The organism is Crossiella sp. NPDC003009 (genome assembly GCF_053591555.1).
Genome location: NZ_JBSFUA010000016.1, coordinates 34,816 through 53,154, shown reverse-complemented (window position 1 = coordinate 53,154; position 18,339 = coordinate 34,816). Strand labels below are relative to the sequence as shown.

The following is an 18,339-nucleotide window of genomic DNA, read 5'->3' as shown; positions in this document are numbered from 1 at the left end:
CCCCTCAACTCAGCGGTTCTGTGGAAACCCCAGGTCGACACTGCTGGTCGCCGGGTCGGGCCAGCGGGTGGTGACCACCTTTCCCCTGGTGTAGAAGTGCACCCCGTCCTCACCATAGGCGTGATTGTCGCCGAACAGCGAGGCCTTCCATCCTCCGAACGGGTAGTACGGCACCGGCACCGGGATGGGCACGTTGACCCCGACCATCCCGGCCTCGACCTCCAGCTGGAACTTCCTGGCCACCCCGCCGTCCCTGGTGAAGATGGCCACCCCGTTGCCCCACTGGTTGTCGTTGACCAGACCCAGAGCGTCCTCATAGGACGGTGCGCGGACCACGGAGAGCACCGGGCCGAAGATCTCGTCCCGGTACACGCTCATCGCCGGGGTGACGTGGTCGACCAGGCTGACGCCGAGCCAGAAACCGTTGTCGTGCCCCGGAACCGACAGCCCGCGGCCGTCCGCGACGACCGTGGCGCCTGCCGCCGCGCCGGCTTCGACGTAGCTGGCCACCCGGTCGCGGTGCTCGCGGGTGATCAGCGGACCCATGTCGGAACCGGCGTCGGTGCCCGGGCCGATGGTGAGCCGGGCGATCCGGTCCTGGATGCGGCGGACCAGGTCGTCGCCGATGCCGCCGACCGCGACCAGCACGGAGACCGCCATACAACGTTCGCCTGCCGAGCCGTAGGCGGCGGAGACGGCCGCGTCGGCGGCCAGGTCCAGGTCGGCGTCGGGCAGCACCACCATGTGGTTCTTCGCCCCGCCAAGGGCTTGCACGCGTTTCCCGTTGCCGGTGCCGGTCCGGTAGATGTGCTTGGCCACCGGGGTGGAGCCGACGAAGCTGACCGCGGCCACGTCCGGGTGCTCCAGCAGGCGGTTGACCGCGGTGGCGTCGCCGTGCACCACGTTGAGCACGCCCTCGGGCAGCCCGGCCTCGGCCATCAGCTCGGCCACCCGCAGCGCCGCGGAGGGGTCCTTCTCGCTCGGCTTGAGCACGAAGGTGTTGCCGCAGGCGATGGCCAGCGGGAACATCCACAGCGGCACCATGGCCGGGAAGTTGAACGGGGTGATGCCGGCGACCACGCCGACCGGCTGCCGGATGGAGTGCACGTCCACGCCGGTGGAGGCGCCGATGGACAGGCCGCCCTTGAGCAGCTGCGGGATGCCGCAGGCGAACTCGACCACCTCCAGGCCCCGGGAGACCTCGCCCGCCGCGTCCGAGGTCACCTTGCCGTGCTCGGCGGTGAGCAGCGCGGCGATCTCCTCGCGGTGGCGCAGCAGCAGTTCCCGGTAGGCGAACAGGATCCGGGTGCGGGTGGCCAGGGAGGAGTTCCGCCAGGAGGCCAGCGCGTCCTTGGCCGCGGCCACTGCACTGTCCACTTCGGACACATCGGCGAGCGCGACCCTGCCGGTCTGCTCGCCGGTGGCCGGGTTGGTGACCACGCCGAAGCGGCCGGAGGTGCTCTCGACGGTCTTGCCGCCGATCCAGTGGTTGATCGTGCGCATCGGAGTCCTCACACCAGGTACTGACACGTGTCGCGCTTGAGGAAACTGCCGTGGCCCTTGCTGCCCAGGTACCGGTTCTCCGAGATGACCACCTTGCCCCTGGAGAGCACCACGTCCACCTTGCCGGTGATGGTCTTGCCCTCGTAGCAGGAGTAGTCGACGTTCATGTGGTGCGTCTCGGCGGAGAGGGTCTGCTTGGCCTTGGGGTCGTAGATCACCACGTCGGCGTCCGCGCCGGGGGCGATGGTGCCCTTGCGCGGGTACAGGCCGAACATCCGGGCCGGGGTGGCGCAGGCCAGCTCGATCCAGCGCTTGCGGCTGATGTGCCCGTCCACCACGCCCTGGTGCAGCAGGTCCATCCGGTGCTCCACGCCGGGCAGGCCGTTGGGAATCTTGGAGAAGTCGCCGAGGCCGAGCTCCTTCTGACCCTTGAAGCAGAACGGGCAGTGGTCGGTGGAGACCACGGAAAGGTCGTTGGTGCGCAAGCCCTTCCACAGCTCGGCCTGGTGCTGCTCCGGCCGCAGCGGGGTGGAGCAGACGTACTTCGAGCCCTCGAAGCCCGGCCGCGCCAGGTCCTCTGTGGACAGATACAGGTACTGCGGGCAGGTCTCGGCGAAGGCGTTGACCCCGTTGTCCCGCGCCCTGGCCACCTCGGCCAGCGCCTCGGCCGCGGACAGGTGCACGATGTAGACCGGCGCGCCGGCCACCCTGGCCAGCTGGATGGCGCGGTGGGTGGCTTCGGCCTCCAGCAGGGCGTGCCGGACCTGGCCGTGGAAGCGCGGGTCGGTCTCCCCGCGCTGCAACGCCTGTTCGATGAGCACGTCGATGGCGATGCCGTTCTCCGCGTGCATCATGATCAGGCCGCCGTTGTCCGAGGCCCGTTGCATGGCACGGAGGATCTGCCCGTCGTCGCTGTAGAACACGCCGGGGTAGGCCATGAACAGCTTGAAGCTGGAGATGCCCTCGCCGACGAGCTGGTCCATCTCCTTGAGCGTGTGCGCGGTGACCTCGCCCATGATCATGTGGAAGCCGTAGTCGATGGCGCACTGGCCGTCGGCCTTGGCCTGCCAGGCGTCCAGGCCCTCGCGCAGCGACATGCCGGGGGTCTGCACCGCGAAGTCGACGATGGTGGTGGTGCCGCCCCAGGCCGCGGCGCGGGTGCCGGTCTCGAAGGTGTCGGAGGCGAAGGTGCCGCCGAAGGGCAGCTCCATGTGGGTGTGGCAGTCCACGCCGCCGGGCAGCACGTAGCGGCCGGTGGCGTCCAGCACGGTGTCCGCGCCGGTGGACCAGGACTCGGCCAGCCCCGACTCCGGCGCGGCCAGCGCGGCCACCTTCTCGCCCTCGATGAGCACGTCGGCGAGCAGCTCGTCCGCGGCGGTGACCACCAGTCCGTTGCGGATCACGGTGCGGCTCATGCCGATCCCTCCCCGGCCACGGTCAGCGCGTGCTTGAGCACCCGCAGGCCTTCCTCGGCCTCGGACCTGGTCAGCGAGAGCGGCGGGGCGATGCGCAGCACGTTGTTGTGCAGGCCGCCCTTGCCGATCAGCAGCCCGCCTTCCCGTGCCACCTCCAGGGCCGTGGTGGCCGCGGCCGGGTCCGGCTCGAGGGTGCCGGGCCTGACCAGCTCGACGCCGAGCATGAGGCCCTTGCCGCGCACGTCGCCGACCGCGGGCAGCGAACCCTTGGCGGACAACAGCTCCTGCTTGAGCCAGCCGCCGACCTCGCGCGCGTTGGCCTGGAGGTCGTTGTCCAGCGCGTAGCGCAGGTTGGCCAGTCCGGCGGCCATGGTGATCGGGCTGCCGCCGAAGGTGGACAGCGAGTTCGCCTTGAGGGTGTTCATGATCTCCGCGCGGGCGATCACGCCGCCGATGGACATGCCGTTGCCCAGGCCCTTGGCGAAGGTGACGATGTCCGGGGTCGCGCCGTGCGCCTGCCAGCCCCAGAAGTGCTCGCCGGTGCGGCCCCAGCCGGTCTGCACCTCATCGGCGATCCACAGGATGCCGTGCTCGTCCAGGACCTCCTTGAACGCACCATAAAGTCCGTCCGGCGGCACACTGAACCCGCCCACGCCCTGGATCGGCTCGGCGATCAGCGCGGCCGCGTTCTTGTCGCCCTGGTCGAGCACATCGCGCAGATCGTCCACACAGGACCGGATGTAGTCGACGTCGGAGAACTCCCGGAACGGTCCGCGGAACCGGTTGCCACCGTGCACATAGGACACTTGGAACGGCGACAGGCTGGTGGTGGACCAGCCGGAGTTGCCGGTGATGGACACCGCGGAGAAGGAGCGCCCGTGGTAGCTGTTGCGCATCGCCAGGACCTGGTTGGAGCGCCGCACGCCGGTGGCCAGCAGCAGGGCCGCGTCGTTGGCCTCGGTGCCGCTGGCGGTGAAGAACACCCGCGCGTCCGGGATGCCGGAGACCGCCGCGACCTGCTCGGCCAGCTCCACCATCGGCCTGCTCAGGTACACCGTGGAGGTGTGCAGGATCTTCCCGGCCTGCTCGGTGACCGCCTTGGTCACCTCGGGCAGGGCGTGCGCGGTCATCGTGGTCAGGATGCCGCCGAAGAAGTCCAGGTAGCGGTTGCCCTCGCTGTCGTAGACGTGCCTGCCCTCGCCGCGGTCCAGCTCGATCGGCTCGGCGTAGTAGGCGGACAGCCAGCTGGGCAGCACCGCCTGGCGGCGGGCGTACAGCTCCGCGTGCGCTCCCATGTCAGCCCTCCGTCAGCGTTCCGTAGGCGTCCGGGCGGCGGTCCCGGTAGAAGGCCCACTGCTGGCGGACCTCGTCGATGAGGTCGAAGTCCAGGTCGCGGACGACCAGCTCCTCCTCGGTGCTGCTGGCCACCTCGCCGACCATCTGGCCGCGCGGGTCGACGAAGTAGCTGGTGCCGTAGAAGTCGTTGTCCCCGTACTCCTCCACGCCGACCCGGTTGATCGCGGCCACGAAGTACTCATTCGCCACCGCGGCGGCGGGTTGTTCCAGCTGCCACAGGTAGGCCGACAGGCCGCGGCTGGTCGCGGAGGGGTTGAACACCAGCTGCGCCCCGGCCAGGCCGAGCGCGCGCCAGCCCTCGGGGAAGTGCCGGTCGTAGCAGATGTAGACGCCGATCCGGCCGACCGCGGTGTCGAAGACCGGCCAGCCGAGGTTGCCGGGCCGGAAGTAGTACTTCTCCCAGAAGCCCTTGACCTGCGGAATGTGGTGTTTGCGGTACTTGCCGAGGTAGCTGCCGTCGGCGTCGATGACCGCGGCGGTGTTGTAGTAGAAGCCGGACTGCTCGACCTCGTAGACCGGCACCACCAGCACCATGCCGGTCTCCTTGGCCAGCGCCTGCATGCGCTTGACCGTCGGACCGTCGGGCACCGGCTCGGCCCACTTGTAGTGCTCGGCTTCCTGCACCTGGCAGAAGTACGGGGCGTTGAACACCTCTTGGAAGCCCATGACCTTGGCGCCCTGGGCGGCCGCGGTGCGCGCCGCGCGCTCGTGCGCCTCGATCATCGAGTCGGTGTCGCCGGTCCACTTCAGCTGGCAGATCGCGGCTCGAACCACGTTGACCACAGCTTTCCCCTCGCTTCCGGTCTGGGCGTCGGGGTCGACCCCGGCAACCTATGAAGCCCATCACTCTGGTGCAATAGGCTGATTGTTACCGAACATAAATTCACCCGGGCGCCGTGCGGTTAGGTCGTGTCCGGTGGGTCGTGTGCGCGAGCGCCGGAGTCCAGGTCGTTCCTGGCGGCGCCACCGAAACGGCCTCGTACTGGGCGTACTTGGTCGTTCCGGTGGTGTCGCCAGGGACGGGCTGGGCCCGGCGATCGCGTGCGCGACCCACCGGACACGACCTACCGTTCAGGCGTGACGACTGCGAACCGCCTGCGCACCGACCGGCTGCCCGGCCTGGTGACCACCGCCTACACCTTTGACGTACCGGTTGATCATGCTGATCCGCAAGGGGAGCACCTGAGCGTGTTCGCCCGCGAGGTGGTCGCCACCGGCCGGGAGAAGGACGAGCTGCCCTGGCTGATGATGTTGCAGGGCGGCCCAGGCCACCCCTGCGAGCGGCCGACCGCGCCCAGCCCGTGGCTGGGCCGGGCGCTGCAGGACTACCGGGTGCTGCTGCTGGACCAGCGTGGCACTGGGCTGAGCAGCCGGGTGAACCGGCAGACGCTGCCACTGCGCGGGGATGCCAAGGCGCAGGCCGCCTACCTCGGGCACTTCCGGGCGGACTCGATCGTGCGGGACGCCGAGCTGGTCCGGCAGGCGCTGATCGGTGAGGAGAAGTGGAGCATCTACGGGCAGAGCTTCGGCGGGTTCTGCTCACTGACCTACCTGTCGCTGTTCCCCGGCTCCCTGCGCGAGTCGCTGATCACCGGCGGGCTGGCCCCGCTGAGCGCCACCGCGGACGAGGTGTACCGGGCGCTGTACCCGAGGGTGCGGGCCAAGAACGAGCAGTTCTTCGCCCGCTACCCCGGCGATCAGGAGATCGCCCGCAAGGTGGTCGAGCACCTGCTCGGGCACGACGTCCGGCTGCCCACCGGGGAACGGTTGACCGCGCACCGGTTCCAGACCCTGGGCATGGGCTTCGGCACCCAGCGCGAGTTCGACTCGCTGCACTACTTGCTCGAAGCGTCCTTTGTGGACGGTGTCGGCGGGCCGCAGCTCTCCGACTACTTCCTGGCCCAGGCCGGGGCCCGGCTGTCCTTCGCCAGTGCGCCGCTGTACGCGCTGGTGCACGAGGCGATCTACAACCAGGGCAGCGCCTCGGACTGGTCGGCGCAGCGGGTGCGCGCGGAGTTCCCCGAGTTCGACCTGGAGGGCGACGGCCCGGTGCTGTTCACCGGCGAGATGATCTACCCGTGGCAGTTCGACGAGGACCCGGCGCTGACCCCGGTGAAGGAGACGGCCGAGATCCTGGCCGCCCGCGCCGACTGGGGTCCGCTGTACGACCCGGAGGTGCTGGCGCGCAACGAGGTGCCGGTGGCCGCGGCGGTCTACTTCGACGACATGTACGTGGACGCGGAGTACTCCCTGGCGACCGCGAAGGCGGTGCGCGGCACCAAGGTGTGGGTGACCAACGAGTACGAGCACGACGGCGCGGGCCGGTCGGCCTCGGTGCTGGACCGGCTGATCAAGATGGCCCGCGGCGAGCTCTGACCCGCCGGTCACCCAGCCCCGGTCAGCCCACGAACAGCAAACGGTTGGCGGTCCCCGGTTTCAGCCCGGTGATCTTGCCCTTGGTGGCCCCGTCGACGAGGTGCTTGTTCACCTCGGCGACGGTGGCCTTCGGGTGCGCGCCCAGGTAGACCGCGACCGCGCCGGCCACGAACGGCGCGGCCTCGGAGGTGCCGTCGTGCACCGCGGTCGCGGTGTCGGACTTGCTGTCGGCCACCGGGATCGCCGCGCCGGGGGCGAACACGTCGACGCAGGACCCGATCGCCGAGTGCTGCCACACCTGGTCGGTGCGGGTCACCGAGCCGACGGTGAGCGCGCCCGGCACCCTGGCCGGGGAGTTCTGGCAGGCGTCGGTGGGCGCGTTGCCCGCGGAGACCACCACCGGCACCCCGGCGTCGAGGACCTGCTGCACCGCTGCGTCCATGGCCGGCGACTTCGGGCTGCCCAGGCTCAGGTTCAGCACCGCGGGCTTGACCGCGTTCCTGGCCACCCAGCGGACCGCCTCGATCACGTCCACCCGCCCGCACAACGCCCGCAGCGACAGGATGTTGGCCTTGGTCGCGGTCCGCGCGGCGATCGAGGCGACCCCGGTGCCATGCGAGGCGCAGTCCCCGCCGACGCCCTCCGGGTCGTACACCGTGCGCGCCCGGCCACCGAAGGCCTCGTGCGTGGTGCGGATCCCGGTGTCCAGCACGTAGATGTTGACCCCCGCGCCGGTGCCGGGCGCGGTGTAGCCGCCGTCGAGCGGCAGCGCCCGCTGGTCGATGCGGTCCAGGCCCCAGTCGAGCGGGGCGGCGGAGGCGGCGGGGGTGAAAGCGAGCGCGCCGGTCAGGACGGCGGCCAGCAGGGGGAGGGTGCGTCGGTGCAGGGTGGTCATGCGCCCGACTGTGCGTTGTGGACGCGCGGGCGGGTACCGACGTAAGTCGCCGGGGTTTCACTTCGCGAGGTTGTTGTGAACAGCTATCCCCAGGTGAGCGGGTCGAGGTGGAGGTAGAAGCGCTGGCGCGGGGTGTCCAGGTCGATGCCGTAGCGCGCGGCGAAGGCCTCGTCGGCGGCACCGGCCTGGGACTCGTCGGTCCAGGTCTCGCGGGAGTTGGCCAGCAGCAGGGAGAGGTCGGCGTAGCGGTCGGCCCGGCCGAGGCGGCCCAGGTCGATGAACCCGGCGACGGTGAGTGTGTCCGGGTTGAGGATGATGTTGGGCAGGCACAGGTCGCCGTGGCAGACCACGGTGTCCGCGGCTTCCTGCCCCAGCCGCTGCCCGACCTGCTCGGCGATCCGCGCGAGCAGTGCGATCGGTGGTGTGTCCTGCTGTTCGACCGGCAGGAAGTCGGGGTTGACCGCCTCCCGCGCCACCACGTCCTGGGCGAGGGCGAACATCCGGGTCAGCTCGCGGCTGAACGGGCAGTCCGCCGCGGGCAGGTCGTGCAGGGCGCGCACCGCCTCGGTGATGGCCGGCCAGGCCCGCCACAGGTCCTCGGGCGAGAGGCGGTCCGCGGGCACGCCGGGCACCGCGCTGGTGACCAGGCAAGCCCCGTTGTCGTCGCTGGTCCAGTCCAGCACCCGGGGACCGGGGATGCCGGTGCCGCTGAGCCAGTCGACCCGATCCCGTTCCTGTGCCAGCGAATCCTGTTGCCCGGCGGCGACATGTTTGGCATAACGCCGGCCATCAGGACTGCGCTTGACCACCGCACCGGACTCGCCACTGGTGATGGACGCCCACACGGTGATCATGGTAGCTGGTTGACTTGGCGGGGCGGAGGGAGTCGAGCGATGGACGATGCGCTGCGCGGCGCGCTGACCGGGCTGGCGGAGAACCCCGCCGCGCCACCGGACGTGCTGTTCCGGCTCGCCGCCGAGCCCTCGGTCGCGGGCCGTCTGGCCTGGCGGCGGGAGCTGCCCGACCCGGTGGTGGAGTGGCTGCTCGCGCACGGCGACCCGGACATCGCCTTCGCCCTGGACTCCCGGTTCCAGTCCGAGACCACGCGGCAGCGCATCGCCACCCACCCGGATCCCCGGATCCGCGAGGCGCGGCGGGAGAGCATCGAGCACGACATCCGGAACGGTGACTGGGTCACGCCGGCGGATCTCGACTGCTACGGCGGGCTGGTCACCCTGGCCCGGCACCAGGATCCGGTGTTGCGGGCGGCGGTGGCCCGGTCCTGGGCAGAGATGCCCGAGGAGCTGCGGCGGGAGTTGCTCGTCGATCCGGATGCGGCGGTCCGTGCGCTGGCCGCGGGCGAGGCGCATCCGCCCGTGCCCGCGGACCTGCTGCCCCGGTTGCTGGCCGATGCGGCCACTCGGCAGCGGGTGGCGGCCTACGCGCCGTTGACGCCGGCGGCGGTGCGGGACTGCCTGGCCGGGGACGAGGACCTGCGGGCTGAGCTGGCGGTCAACCCGGAGCTGCCGCGGGCGGCGCGGGATCAGCTGGCCGTGGACCCGAGCCCGTGGGTGCGGGCCAAGGTGCTGCTCCGCCGGGACCTGGCCGTGGACCATCGCGAGCGGTTGTACCGGGAGCTGGTGGCCGCGCAGCGGGCGGAGCACGACGAGGTGCGGTTCGCGCTGGACAACCTGGAGCACGACCGGCCGGCCTGGCTCGCGGACCTGCCCCTCGAAGACCGGATCGGGTACCTGGACTCGTCGATCCCGTGCTTCCGGCGGGCGGCGGCGTCCTCGCCGGAGCTGCCGCCGGAGGTGGTGCGGCGCTTGGACGAGCACCCGGATCTCGAGGTGCGGCGGATCGTCGCGCGCCGGCCGGACTGCCCAGGCGAGGTGCTTGCCGGGCTGGTCATCGAGCACGGTGAGCGGCGCGAGGAGCCGTTGCTCGTGCGGCATCCGAACTTCCCGGCCGAGGCGCTGCCCCGGCTGGCCGCTGCCGCGCAGCCGCATCGGCGTGCGCTGGCCGCGGCTCGCGACGACCTACCGGAGGAGTGCCTGGTGCGGCTGGCCCGTGATCCTGTGGAGTACGTGCGGGTGGCGGCGGCCCGGCACCCGCGGATTCCGTTGGCGGAGTTGGACAACTTGCTCAGTGACAGCGAGGTTGAGGTGGCGGAGGCGGCCGCGGCGAACCCGGTGCTGCCGGTGGGGGCCATGCGGGCGCTGCTGGACCGGGCGGGGTTGTAGTGGAGCCGGAGATCACCAGCGCGGCGCAGGCCGCCGCGGATGAGCGGGTGGTGGCGTTCGGGCGGTTGCTGGGGGCGGCGAACCGGCTGGAGCACATCCTGGGGCGGGAGATCGAGGCGGAGTTTGGCATCAGCCACGTCATGTTCGAGGTGCTGCTGATCCTGGGGCGGGCCGGGGTGCCGGGGCTGCCGATGCGGCGGATCGCCGAGGAACAGGTGCTCACCACCGGGGGCGCGACCCGGCTGGTGGACCGGATGGTGCGGGCAGGGCTGGTGGCACGGGTGGCCGAGCCGGGGGACCGGCGGGTGCAGCTGGTGCGGCTGACCGAGCTGGGGGAGCGGACCGCGGTGGCAGCGGCGCGCAAGCACGCGCGCAACGTGCAGCGGCTGTTCCTGGACGTGCTGCCACCGGAGCAGCGGGAGTTGTTCAAGGCGCAGTTGCGGCTGATCAGCCTCGCGGCCAGGGACGCGCTGCCGCCGCTGGGTTGAAAACCAAACATCTGACGCGTCAGCTAACCTGATCGGGTGACTGTGCGGCTGGTATACGTGCTGGATGCCTACTGCGGGTGGTCCTACGGGTTCGCCCGGACCATGGCGGAGGTGACCGCCGAACATCCCGAGCTGCCGGTGGAGGTGGTCTCCGGCGGGCTGTTCACCGGGGCTCGGCGGCGGCCGATCGGCGAGTTCGGGTTCATCCGGGAGGCCAACGCGCGGCTCACCGAGGTCACCGGGGTCACCTTCGGCGCGGGGTTCGAGCGACTGCTGGAGGCGGGGGAGTTCGTGATGGACTCCGAGGCGGCCGCGCGCGGGGTCGCCGCGCTGCGCGCGCTGGCGCCGGAGCGGGCGGTCGAGCTGGTCGCCCGGCTCCAGGACGCCTTCTACCAGCACGGCGAGAGCCTGTCCGAGCCCGCCACCTACCGCGGTCTGGCCGAGCGGGCCGGGCTGGCGCCGGACCTGCTGGTGGCCGCGTTCGCCTCACCCAACGCGGCGGCCGAAGCCGAGGCGGACTTCCGCTGCGCGCAGGAGTTGGGCGTGCAAGGTTTTCCGACGCTGCTCGCGGTGGACGGCGAGCGGGCCGCGACCCTGGCGGTGGGGCACGCCAGCACCGAGGAGGTCATCAGTCGGCTGGCGGCGCTGCGCTGAGCCGCCGCCGGTTGACCAGCCCGGCGGCCAGCACCGCCAGCCACACCACGGCCAGCGCGATCACCAGTCCCAGCAGCACATTCCGGTCGTGCAGGCCGGGGTTGACGTACGGGGCGAAGCTCCGCCACAGCCACGGCACGGCCAGCGCGGTCAGCACCGCCGAGACCACCAGCCCGGTCACCACCGGCGTGCGCCAGGCCCGGCCGGCGCGCTGACTGATCACCAGGCCCACCAGGCCGACCACCGGGGCGACCACCGCGTCGTGCAGCACCGGCCCGCCAATCAGCCAGCCACCCAGCGAGACGGCGTTCTCGACGGAGTCCAGCAGCAAGGGCAGCAACAGGAACCCGCCCCAGCCGAGCAGTCCCGCGCCTGCCGCGCCCAGCGCCCACCTCATCCGGTCACCACCAGTCGGCCGACCCACTTGGTCTGCAACACCCCTGGCCGGCTCGGCGCGATGATCCGGCACGGAAAGCCGTGGTCTAGGTCCAGCTCCTCGCCGTTGAGCCGCAACGCCAGCAGTGTCAACGGATCGTGCGCGTGCGCGGCGGGCAGCTCGCTGACCCGGTACGCGCCACCCTGCTCCAGTGACTCCACCCGCACCGTCGCCCGCGGTCCGGCGCCGACGCTGCCGATCAGGTCGGCGATCCGCACACCGGTCCAGGTCGCGGACTGGCTCCAGCCCTCCACGCAGGCGATCGGGAGCTCCGCGGTGGTCTGCGGCAGCGCGGTCAGCTCGGCCAGGCTGAGCCTGCGTGAGCCGCCTGGGCCGGTGACCTCCAGCCGCCAGGAATCGGCGATCCGGCCGACCCCGGCGGCGGTGGCGGTCCGGTTGACCGGAAGTCCTTGCGGGCCACGGGTGGACCGCCAGCCGAGGAAGGAAACCCCTTGCAGGCCAGGAACAGTGGCCCCGGCGGTGGCCAGCGCCGCCGCGCCCGCGGCCAGGCCGGTGGTGCGCAGGAACGCCCGCCGGGACAGGCTGGCCGCGGGTTCCTGTTGCAGGCCAACGGATGTGCTCAGCGACTCGCGGATAATGGGCAGTTTCACCGCGATGTGCAGCAGCAGCGCGCCGGCCGCGATCCAGGCCACCGCGTAGTGCGCGGTGACGAAGTAGAACCGCCACGGGTAGTTCTGCGCCACGTTGAACAGCCCGGTGGCCAGCTGGAAGAACGCGGCGGCGAGCAGGGCCAGGACGGACACCCGCTCCAGCGCGTGCGGCAGCGAGCGGATCGCGGGCTTGGCGAACAGCTTGGGGTAGACCGTCCAGAGTTTGGCCGCCAGCAACGGGATCGAGACGATACCGCTGATCACGTGCACGCCCTGGTTGATCCGGAACAGGTTCACCGGCCGGGTCGGCCAGCTGAACCAGGCAGGCGGGTGCTGGATCCCGTGGCTCAGCAACCCGGTCACAAAGCACAGCCCGAACGCGATGCCCAGCCACAGCCCGATCCGGCTGGTCACCCTGGCATCGTGCGCGGCAGCACGGAACTCAGGCATAGGTCACCTCCTTGCGCAGCACCGCGAACCAGCGCCCGCCGTGCTCGATGAGCTCCCGCACCCGGAACCCGCTGACCACGGCCAGCAGCCCGACCGCGTCCGCCCCGACCCAGGCCCAGTCGAAGGCTGACCCGGTCAGCCGGACCCGTTCCCGCCGCAGCCCGGCGCCCGGCGGGTCGACCTCGGTCAGGGCCAGTCCGCCCGGGGAGAGCAGCCGGTGCACCCGGCGCAGCAGCACCACCGGGTCGCCACCGATGCCGATGTTGCCGTCCGCCAACAGGACCTGCTGCCAGCGACCCTCGGCGGGCAGCCGGCCGAAGACGTCCCGGCACAGCGCCACACCGCCACGGGCCGCGGTGAGCCGGACCGCGACGGGCGAGCTGTCCACGCCGAGGGCGACCACACCACGATGGCTCAGCGCGGCGACCAGACGCCCGGGGCCGCAGCCGAGGTCGAGCACGGGGCCGGTGCAGCGGCGCAGGAGCTGTTCGTCGGCGGGGCTGGGCGCGGCGGACCAGCGGTCGATGGGCAGGCTGAGGCGGCGGCCGTCGGGGAGGTGGAGGGTGCCGGTGGCGCCGAGCAGAGCGGCGTCGAACTCGCCGCTCACCGGGACACCTCGGCCCGGAGCGTCGTCTGCCCAACGGGTCTGCTCGTCGCCGCGGCCACCGCCCGCGCGAACCGCGACCCGGGCATGCCGCAGGCCACCGCGACCGCGTCCACCATGGTGTCCACATCGGACAGTTCCGGGACCGGCCGCACCACCAGCCCGCGTTCCCGCAACGCCGCCAGCGTCCGCGCCCCGGTGTCCGACCGCGACATCGGCACCCCGCCCAGCACCACCGCGTCCGCCGCCCGCCGCAACCCGAGCGCCCACCACCCGCCGTCCGCCGCCGGACCGAGCACCGCGTCCACCCCCGGCTCCGCAAGCTGCCGCAGGCACTCCGCGAACAGCGCGGGGGAGACCTGCGGGGTGTCCATCCCGACCTGCAGCACCGGCCCGCCAACCTCGCGGTGCGCGTTGGCCAGTCGCTCGCCGAAGGTCTCGCCGCGCTGGGCGAAGACCGTGCAGCCGCCCAGGATCCGGCGCAGTCCGGCCGGGTCGACCGAGCGGTCCAGGTCGCCGGTCAGCGCCACCGCCACCCGCGTGCCCGGGGTGGCGTGCGCCGCGGCCAGGGTGGCGTGCAGGCTCGCGGCGGCGATGGTGGCGGCCTGCACCGGGGTGGCCGGTGGAGTGAGGCGGGTCTTGGCCTGGCCGGGGACGGGGGCCTTGGCCACCACCAGGATCGTCGGGGTCATCGCAGCACCCCCGCCATGTCCCTGGCTGCCCGCAGGGTGCCGCGCACCGAACCACTGACCTTGGACTTGGTGCCCGCGGCGCGGGGCAGGTAGTCGATGTCCACTTCGGACACCGGCCAACCCGCCTCCGCGGCGCGGATCAACAGCTCCAGGGGATAGCCGAAGCCGCGGTCAGTGATCCCGAGGGCCAGCAGGTCCTCGCGGTGGAACGCGCGGATCGGCCCGATGTCGTGGACCTGGAGGCCGCGTCGGCGCAGCAGCCAGGCCAGTACCGCGTTGCCCGCGCGGGCGTGCCAGGGCCACACGCCCCGGCCGGCCGGGATCCGGCGGCCCACCGCGAGCCGGGCCCGGCCGGTGGCCACCGGGGCGACCAGCGCCGGGAGCAGGGTTGGTGACATGGAGCCGTCGGCGTCGAGCACGCAGACGATGTCGGCGGCCGCGTGCTCGATGCCGGTGTGCACGGCGGCCCCGTAGCCGCGGCGGGGTTCGTGCAGCACGGTCGCGCCGAGGGCGGCGGCCACCGCGGCGGTGCCGTCGGTGGAGCCGTTGTCCACCACGATCGCGTGGTATCCAGGTGGGAACTGGCTGAGCACGGCCGGCAGGGCGGCGGCCTCGTTGAGACAGGGCAGCACCACGTCCACCGCGGCGGGAGCTCGGGTCATGACACCGGACGTTAGAACCGTGCAGCGCGGCCGGGAACCGTTGTGCTGCTTACCAAACTATGACGGGCGGAGGAGTTCTTACCGAGTTGTTTCAGACCCCGGATCCACCGGGTGACGGGCCGGTTCCGGGCCTACGGTGGCCGGGTGCCGTCTGTCAAAGACCGCCGCGACCTGTGGGCCGCGGCGGCGCTCGTGCTGCTCGTGCTGGTCGCGGTGATCGCCGGGATCATCCTGCGCGCCAACGAGGTTCCGCTCTTCGCCGGGGCCGCGCCGCTGTTCGGCGACTGGCTGCCACACCTCGGACCCGGCACCGTGCCCTCGGTGCTGATCGGTGCCGCGGTGGTGTGCTGGGGACCGCGGCTGGCGGATCGGTTGCCGTGGCGGGGCTTGCTGGCCGCCGGTTATGTCACCGCGGTGCTCTGGACCGTGTCACTGGCCACTGTGGACGGTTGGCGGCGCGGGCTGGCCGGCCGGCTCACCACCACGGACGAGTACCTGCACGAAGTGGCGGGGATCACCGATATCGGCGCGATGATCGCCGGGTTCGCCGGGCGGATCCTGGACTTCCAGCCGGACTCCTGGACCACGCACGTCTCCGGGCACCCGCCGGGCGCGCTGCTGGTGTACGTGCTGCTGGACCGCATCGGCCTGGGTGGCGGTGGCTGGGCCGGGGTGGTGACCATCTTGCTCGGCTGCCTGGTCGCGGCCGCGGTGCCGGTCGCCGTGTGCGCACTGTCCGATCAGGACGTAGCCCGCCGGATGCTGCCTTTTGTGGTGTTGCTGCCCGGTTTTGTGTGGTTCGGGGTCTCCGCGGACGGCCTGTTCGCCGGGGTCACCGCCGTGGGCATCGCCTTGCTGGCACTGGGCGGGGTGTGGCGCTCGCTGCTCGGCGGACTGCTGCTGGGCTTCGGACTGTTCCTCAGCTACGGCCTGGTCCTGTTGGGGCCGTTGGCTTTGGCGGTGCTGATCATCGGGCGGGGCAGGTTGCTGCCCGCAGCTGGTGGCGTGCTCGCCGTGGTGGGTGCGTTCGCGCTGGCCGGGTTCTGGTGGCTGGACGGCTACCACCTGGTCGTCGAGCGCTACTACCAGGGCATCGCCACCGCCCGCCCCTACGCCTACTGGGTGTGGGCCAACCTCGCCGCGCTGGCCCTGGCGACCGGCCCGGCGCTGGCCGCCGGAGTTCGCCGCACCTTCGCCGAACGGCCACGGGCCATCACCGTGCTGGTCGGCGCGGCCCTGCTCGCGGTGCTGGCCGCGGATGTCTCCGGGCTGAGCAAGGCCGAGGTGGAGCGGATCTGGCTGCCGTTCGGGGTGTGGCTCAGCGCCGGGACGGCGTTGCTGCCCAGGCCGTCCCGGCGCTGGTGGCTGCTGGCCCAGGCGGTCACCGCGCTGGCGGTCAACCACCTGGTGCTCACGAACTGGTGAGCGCCGCTGGTCGCCGCAGCGGCGCGGTGGCGAACTCGGCCACCCCGTCCCGGAACGGCACCCGCGCCCGGTAGCCCAGCACCGCCGCCGCCTTGGCCGGATCGGCCACCACGTGCCGCACATCGCCCGGCCGGGCCCCGCCGACGATCCGCGGCGCCGGACCGCCACACGCCTCGGCCAGCGCCCGCGCCAGCTCGCCGACGGTGTGCGGCTCGCCGGAGCACACGTTCACCGCGGACAGCTCGCCCTTGGGCAGCGGGGTCTCGATGGCCAGCCGGTTGGCCAGCGCCACATCCCGCACGTGCACGAAGTCCCGCCGCTGCCCGCCGTCCTCCAGCACCACCGGCGCCTGGCCGCGTTCCAGCGCGGAGCGGAACATCGAGGCCACCCCGGCATACGGCGTGTGCTGCGGCATCCGCGGCCCGTACACGTTGTGGTAGCGCAGCGCCCACACCGTGCCGCCGGTCTGCCGCGCCCAGGCCGCGGCCAGGTGCTCCTGGGCGAGCTTGCTGGCCGCGTAGGTGCTGCGCGGGTCGACCGGCGCGTCCTCCGGCACCAGCTCGTCGGCCAGCTCGGCCCCGCACACCGGGCAGGGCGGCTCGTAGCGGCCCTCGGCCAGCTCCGCCAGCCGCCGGGGTCCCGGCCGCACCACGCCGTGCTCCGCGCAGCGGTAGCGGCCCTCGCCGTAGACCACCATCGAGGAGGCCAGCACCAGCCTGCGCACCCCGGCCCGGTGCATCGCGGCCAGCAGCACCGCGGTGCCGTAGTCGTTGTGCAGCGCGTAGGCGGGCGCGTCGCCGGGGTCGACCCCGTGCCCGACCATGGCCGCCTGGTGGCAGACCACGTCGATCCCCGGCAGCAGCTCCGCCAGCAGCCCGGCGTCGGTGACATCGCCGACCACCAGGCCGGACGGGGTCCACGGCGGCGGCCCGTCCGCGCCGTGCGCCTGCGGCAGCAGGGCGTCCAGCAGCACGGTGTCCGATCCGGACAGTGCGTCGAGGATGTGGGAACCGATGAACCCGGCCGCCCCGGTGATCAACACTCGCATGCCCCAAACGCTAGGCCGAACGACGTACCGGTGTGCGCCATCGGCGTCGGACGTCACCAAACCGTCAGAACTTGCGCACAATGCTGAGTCATGCACGCTGATCTGAGCCGGATTCTGTCGGTGGTGGAGGATGGGTCGGCCACGGGTATCGCCGCGGCGATCAACCGGCTGATCGGTTCGGGTGAGCTGGCGGTGGGCACCAGGCTGCCCACGGTGCGCGCGCTCGCCCAGGCCCTCGGGGTCAGCCCCACCACGGTCAACGAGGCCTGGCGCTCGCTGGCCAGGGTCGGCGCGATCGAGACCAAGGGCCGCAACGGCTCCTTCGTCACCGCCCGCACGCACAACGCCGAGCCCACCCGGTTCTGGCGGTTGGCCGGGGACACCGGACGCTTCGCCCGCGACCTCTCCGCAGGCGTGCCCGACCAGGCGCTGCTGCCGCCGATCGGGCCCGCGCTGGCCCGCATCGACGGCCAGCCGCCGCTGTCGGGCTACCTGGACGCGCCGGTGCTGCCCGAGCTGGAGAAGCTGGTCCGCAAGGCCTGGGCGCCGGTGTGCGACCCGGAGACGCTGACCATTGTCAACGGCTCGCTGGACGGCATCGACCGGCTGGTCGGCCAGCTGCTCCGCCTCGGCGACCGGGTGATCGTGGAGAACCCGACCTTCCCGCCGTTCCTGGACCTGCTGGACACCGTGGGCGCCAGCGCGCTGCCGGTGCCGGTGGACGAGGAGGGCATCCTGCCGGACGCGCTGGCCGCCCAGCTGCGCCGGGACCCCGCGGTGCTGCTGATGCAGCCGCGCGCGCAGAACCCGACCGGGGTCAGCCTCACCCCGCGCCGCGCCGCCCAGCTGGTGGAGAAGCTGCGCGCGCACCCGGACGTGCTGGTCATCGAGGCCGACCACTCCGGCGACGTGGCACTGGCCGAGCCGGTCAGCTTCGCCGGCGAGCTGCCCGACCGGGTGGTCAGGGTGCAGAGCTTCTCCAAGTCGCACGGCCCCGACCTGCGGCTGGCCGCCCTCGGTGGCCCGGCCGCGATCGTGGAACCGCTGATCGGGCGACGGCACCTGGGCGCGGCCTGGTCCAGCCGGTTGCTGCAGGAGGTGCTGGTCGGCCTGCTCACCGACCCCGGCTGCGTGGCCGCGGTGGCCACCGCGCGCACCGTGTACGCCCGCCGCCGCGCCGCGCTCAAGGACGCGCTGGCCGGCCGCGGCATCCAGTCCACCGGCTGGGACGGGATCAACCTGTGGATCAACGTGGCCCGCGAGCGGGAGGCGCTGGTCACCCTGGCCGCGCAGGGCATCGGCGCGGCCCCCGGCTCGCCGTTCCTGGTCGAGCCCACCGGCGGCGACCACCTGCGGGTGACCACCGCGACGCTGCCGGTGGAGGAGGCCACCGCGGTCGCCGACGCGCTGGCCGAGGCGGCCCGCCCGTACCCGCCGTACAGCCGGGTCTGAGCGCCTCCACCGGGCGCGGCAGCAAGCCC

Annotated in this window: 18 protein-coding genes; 6 read left to right on the top strand and 12 right to left on the bottom strand. The window is 72.4% G+C overall.

Features of this window, described 5'->3' with window-relative positions:
- Positions 1-9: 9 nt before the first annotated feature.
- Genes ACWDY5_RS19195 through ACWDY5_RS19180 form a run of 4 tightly spaced genes read right to left on the bottom strand, consistent with a single transcriptional unit; the run spans position 10 to position 5,057 of the window.
- Complete coding sequence (locus ACWDY5_RS19195; protein ID WP_449723531.1) at positions 10-1,503, bottom strand: CoA-acylating methylmalonate-semialdehyde dehydrogenase; 1,494 nt, start codon at positions 1,501-1,503, stop codon at positions 10-12.
- Positions 1,504-1,511: 8 nt separating this feature from the next.
- Complete coding sequence (gene hydA / locus ACWDY5_RS19190) at positions 1,512-2,918, bottom strand: dihydropyrimidinase (RefSeq protein WP_449723530.1); 1,407 nt, start codon at positions 2,916-2,918, stop codon at positions 1,512-1,514.
- Complete coding sequence (locus ACWDY5_RS19185) at positions 2,915-4,213, bottom strand: aspartate aminotransferase family protein (RefSeq protein ID WP_449723529.1); 1,299 nt, start codon at positions 4,211-4,213, stop codon at positions 2,915-2,917. The genes hydA and ACWDY5_RS19185 overlap by 4 nt, the downstream gene beginning before the upstream one ends.
- Position 4,214: 1 nt before the next feature.
- Positions 4,215-5,057, bottom strand: coding sequence for a nitrilase-related carbon-nitrogen hydrolase (locus ACWDY5_RS19180; RefSeq protein WP_283659991.1), 843 nt, complete (start codon positions 5,055-5,057; stop codon positions 4,215-4,217).
- A gap of 294 nt (positions 5,058-5,351) precedes the next feature.
- On the opposite strand from ACWDY5_RS19180, the gene ACWDY5_RS19175 reads away from it, so the two are divergent.
- Entirely contained in the window at positions 5,352-6,650 is a 1,299-nt protein-coding gene (locus ACWDY5_RS19175; RefSeq protein ID WP_449723528.1) for an alpha/beta fold hydrolase, read from the top strand.
- Between the two features lie 22 nt (positions 6,651-6,672).
- Here ACWDY5_RS19175 and ACWDY5_RS19170 read toward each other — a convergent pair whose 3' ends face one another.
- Positions 6,673-7,545, bottom strand: coding sequence for a S8 family peptidase (locus tag ACWDY5_RS19170; RefSeq protein WP_449723527.1), 873 nt, complete (start codon positions 7,543-7,545; stop codon positions 6,673-6,675).
- 83 nt (positions 7,546-7,628) lie between these two features.
- Positions 7,629-8,399, bottom strand: coding sequence for an APH(3'') family aminoglycoside O-phosphotransferase (locus ACWDY5_RS19165; protein ID WP_449723526.1), 771 nt, complete (start codon positions 8,397-8,399; stop codon positions 7,629-7,631).
- 39 nt (positions 8,400-8,438) lie between these two features.
- Here ACWDY5_RS19165 and ACWDY5_RS19160 point away from each other — a divergent pair, with 39 nt between their 5' ends.
- From ACWDY5_RS19160 to ACWDY5_RS19150, 3 genes are read left to right on the top strand one after another with little or no spacing between them, the layout of a single operon-like run.
- Positions 8,439-9,788: a hypothetical protein gene (locus ACWDY5_RS19160; RefSeq protein ID WP_449723525.1), complete on the top strand. Its 1,350-nt coding sequence runs from the start codon at positions 8,439-8,441 to the stop codon at positions 9,786-9,788.
- A complete protein-coding gene (locus ACWDY5_RS19155; protein WP_449723524.1) occupies positions 9,788-10,276 on the top strand; it encodes a MarR family winged helix-turn-helix transcriptional regulator in 489 nt (162 codons plus the stop codon). Before ACWDY5_RS19160 ends, ACWDY5_RS19155 begins: the two co-directional genes overlap by 1 nt.
- Positions 10,277-10,312: 36 nt before the next feature.
- On the top strand, positions 10,313-10,930 hold the full coding sequence (locus ACWDY5_RS19150) for a DsbA family protein (RefSeq protein ID WP_449723523.1): 618 nt from the start codon (positions 10,313-10,315) through the stop codon (positions 10,928-10,930).
- On the opposite strand, the gene ACWDY5_RS19145 is transcribed toward ACWDY5_RS19150, so the two are convergent.
- The 5 genes from ACWDY5_RS19145 to ACWDY5_RS19125 are packed head-to-tail and all read right to left on the bottom strand — an operon-like array spanning position 10,905 to position 14,385.
- The gene (locus ACWDY5_RS19145) at positions 10,905-11,327 is read right to left on the bottom strand and encodes a hypothetical protein (protein WP_449723522.1); all 423 of its coding nucleotides are present in this window, start codon (positions 11,325-11,327) and stop codon (positions 10,905-10,907) included. The two genes, ACWDY5_RS19150 and ACWDY5_RS19145, sit on opposite strands and share 26 nt — an antisense overlap.
- Positions 11,324-12,427, bottom strand: a complete 1,104-nt coding sequence (locus ACWDY5_RS19140) for a molybdopterin-dependent oxidoreductase (protein ID WP_449723521.1) — start codon at positions 12,425-12,427, stop codon at positions 11,324-11,326. The genes ACWDY5_RS19145 and ACWDY5_RS19140 overlap by 4 nt, the downstream gene beginning before the upstream one ends.
- Positions 12,420-13,034, bottom strand: a complete 615-nt coding sequence (locus tag ACWDY5_RS19135; protein WP_449723520.1) for a methyltransferase domain-containing protein — start codon at positions 13,032-13,034, stop codon at positions 12,420-12,422. Before ACWDY5_RS19135 ends, ACWDY5_RS19140 begins: the two co-directional genes overlap by 8 nt.
- Entirely contained in the window at positions 13,031-13,723 is a 693-nt protein-coding gene (locus tag ACWDY5_RS19130) for a TIGR04282 family arsenosugar biosynthesis glycosyltransferase (RefSeq protein ID WP_449723519.1), read from the bottom strand. Before ACWDY5_RS19130 ends, ACWDY5_RS19135 begins: the two co-directional genes overlap by 4 nt.
- Complete coding sequence (locus ACWDY5_RS19125) at positions 13,720-14,385, bottom strand: glycosyltransferase family 2 protein (protein ID WP_449723518.1); 666 nt, start codon at positions 14,383-14,385, stop codon at positions 13,720-13,722. The genes ACWDY5_RS19130 and ACWDY5_RS19125 overlap by 4 nt, the downstream gene beginning before the upstream one ends.
- Before the next feature lie 144 nt (positions 14,386-14,529).
- Between ACWDY5_RS19125 and ACWDY5_RS19120 the strand changes: the two genes are divergently transcribed.
- The gene (locus ACWDY5_RS19120) at positions 14,530-15,810 is read left to right on the top strand and encodes a hypothetical protein (RefSeq protein WP_449723517.1); all 1,281 of its coding nucleotides are present in this window, start codon (positions 14,530-14,532) and stop codon (positions 15,808-15,810) included.
- On the opposite strand, the gene ACWDY5_RS19115 is transcribed toward ACWDY5_RS19120, so the two are convergent.
- Complete coding sequence (locus ACWDY5_RS19115) at positions 15,797-16,858, bottom strand: NAD-dependent epimerase/dehydratase family protein (RefSeq protein ID WP_449723516.1); 1,062 nt, start codon at positions 16,856-16,858, stop codon at positions 15,797-15,799. The two genes, ACWDY5_RS19120 and ACWDY5_RS19115, sit on opposite strands and share 14 nt — an antisense overlap.
- Positions 16,859-16,948: 90 nt before the next feature.
- Between ACWDY5_RS19115 and ACWDY5_RS19110 the strand changes: the two genes are divergently transcribed.
- On the top strand, positions 16,949-18,310 hold the full coding sequence (locus ACWDY5_RS19110) for an aminotransferase class I/II-fold pyridoxal phosphate-dependent enzyme (protein ID WP_449723515.1): 1,362 nt from the start codon (positions 16,949-16,951) through the stop codon (positions 18,308-18,310).
- The last annotated feature ends 29 nt before the right edge of the window (positions 18,311-18,339 follow it).

What these genes read in the sequence shown, in the direction of transcription:
- ACWDY5_RS19195 (WP_449723531.1), bottom strand. Translation starts at nt 1,503, where the DNA reads ATGCGCACGATCAACCACTGGATCGGCGGCAAGACCGTCGAGAGCACC.
- hydA (WP_449723530.1), bottom strand. Translation starts at nt 2,918, where the DNA reads ATGAGCCGCACCGTGATCCGCAACGGACTGGTGGTCACCGCCGCGGAC.
- ACWDY5_RS19185 (WP_449723529.1), bottom strand. Translation starts at nt 4,213, where the DNA reads ATGGGAGCGCACGCGGAGCTGTACGCCCGCCGCCAGGCGGTGCTGCCC.
- ACWDY5_RS19170 (WP_449723527.1), bottom strand. Translation starts at nt 7,545, where the DNA reads ATGACCACCCTGCACCGACGCACCCTCCCCCTGCTGGCCGCCGTCCTG.
- ACWDY5_RS19165 (WP_449723526.1), bottom strand. Translation starts at nt 8,399, where the DNA reads ATGATCACCGTGTGGGCGTCCATCACCAGTGGCGAGTCCGGTGCGGTG.
- ACWDY5_RS19160 (WP_449723525.1), top strand. Translation starts at nt 8,439, where the DNA reads ATGGACGATGCGCTGCGCGGCGCGCTGACCGGGCTGGCGGAGAACCCC.
- ACWDY5_RS19145 (WP_449723522.1), bottom strand. Translation starts at nt 11,327, where the DNA reads ATGAGGTGGGCGCTGGGCGCGGCAGGCGCGGGACTGCTCGGCTGGGGC.
- ACWDY5_RS19140 (WP_449723521.1), bottom strand. Translation starts at nt 12,427, where the DNA reads ATGCCTGAGTTCCGTGCTGCCGCGCACGATGCCAGGGTGACCAGCCGG.
- ACWDY5_RS19130 (WP_449723519.1), bottom strand. Translation starts at nt 13,723, where the DNA reads ATGACCCCGACGATCCTGGTGGTGGCCAAGGCCCCCGTCCCCGGCCAG.
- ACWDY5_RS19125 (WP_449723518.1), bottom strand. Translation starts at nt 14,385, where the DNA reads ATGACCCGAGCTCCCGCCGCGGTGGACGTGGTGCTGCCCTGTCTCAAC.
- ACWDY5_RS19115 (WP_449723516.1), bottom strand. Translation starts at nt 16,858, where the DNA reads ATGCGAGTGTTGATCACCGGGGCGGCCGGGTTCATCGGTTCCCACATC.
- ACWDY5_RS19110 (WP_449723515.1), top strand. Translation starts at nt 16,949, where the DNA reads ATGCACGCTGATCTGAGCCGGATTCTGTCGGTGGTGGAGGATGGGTCG.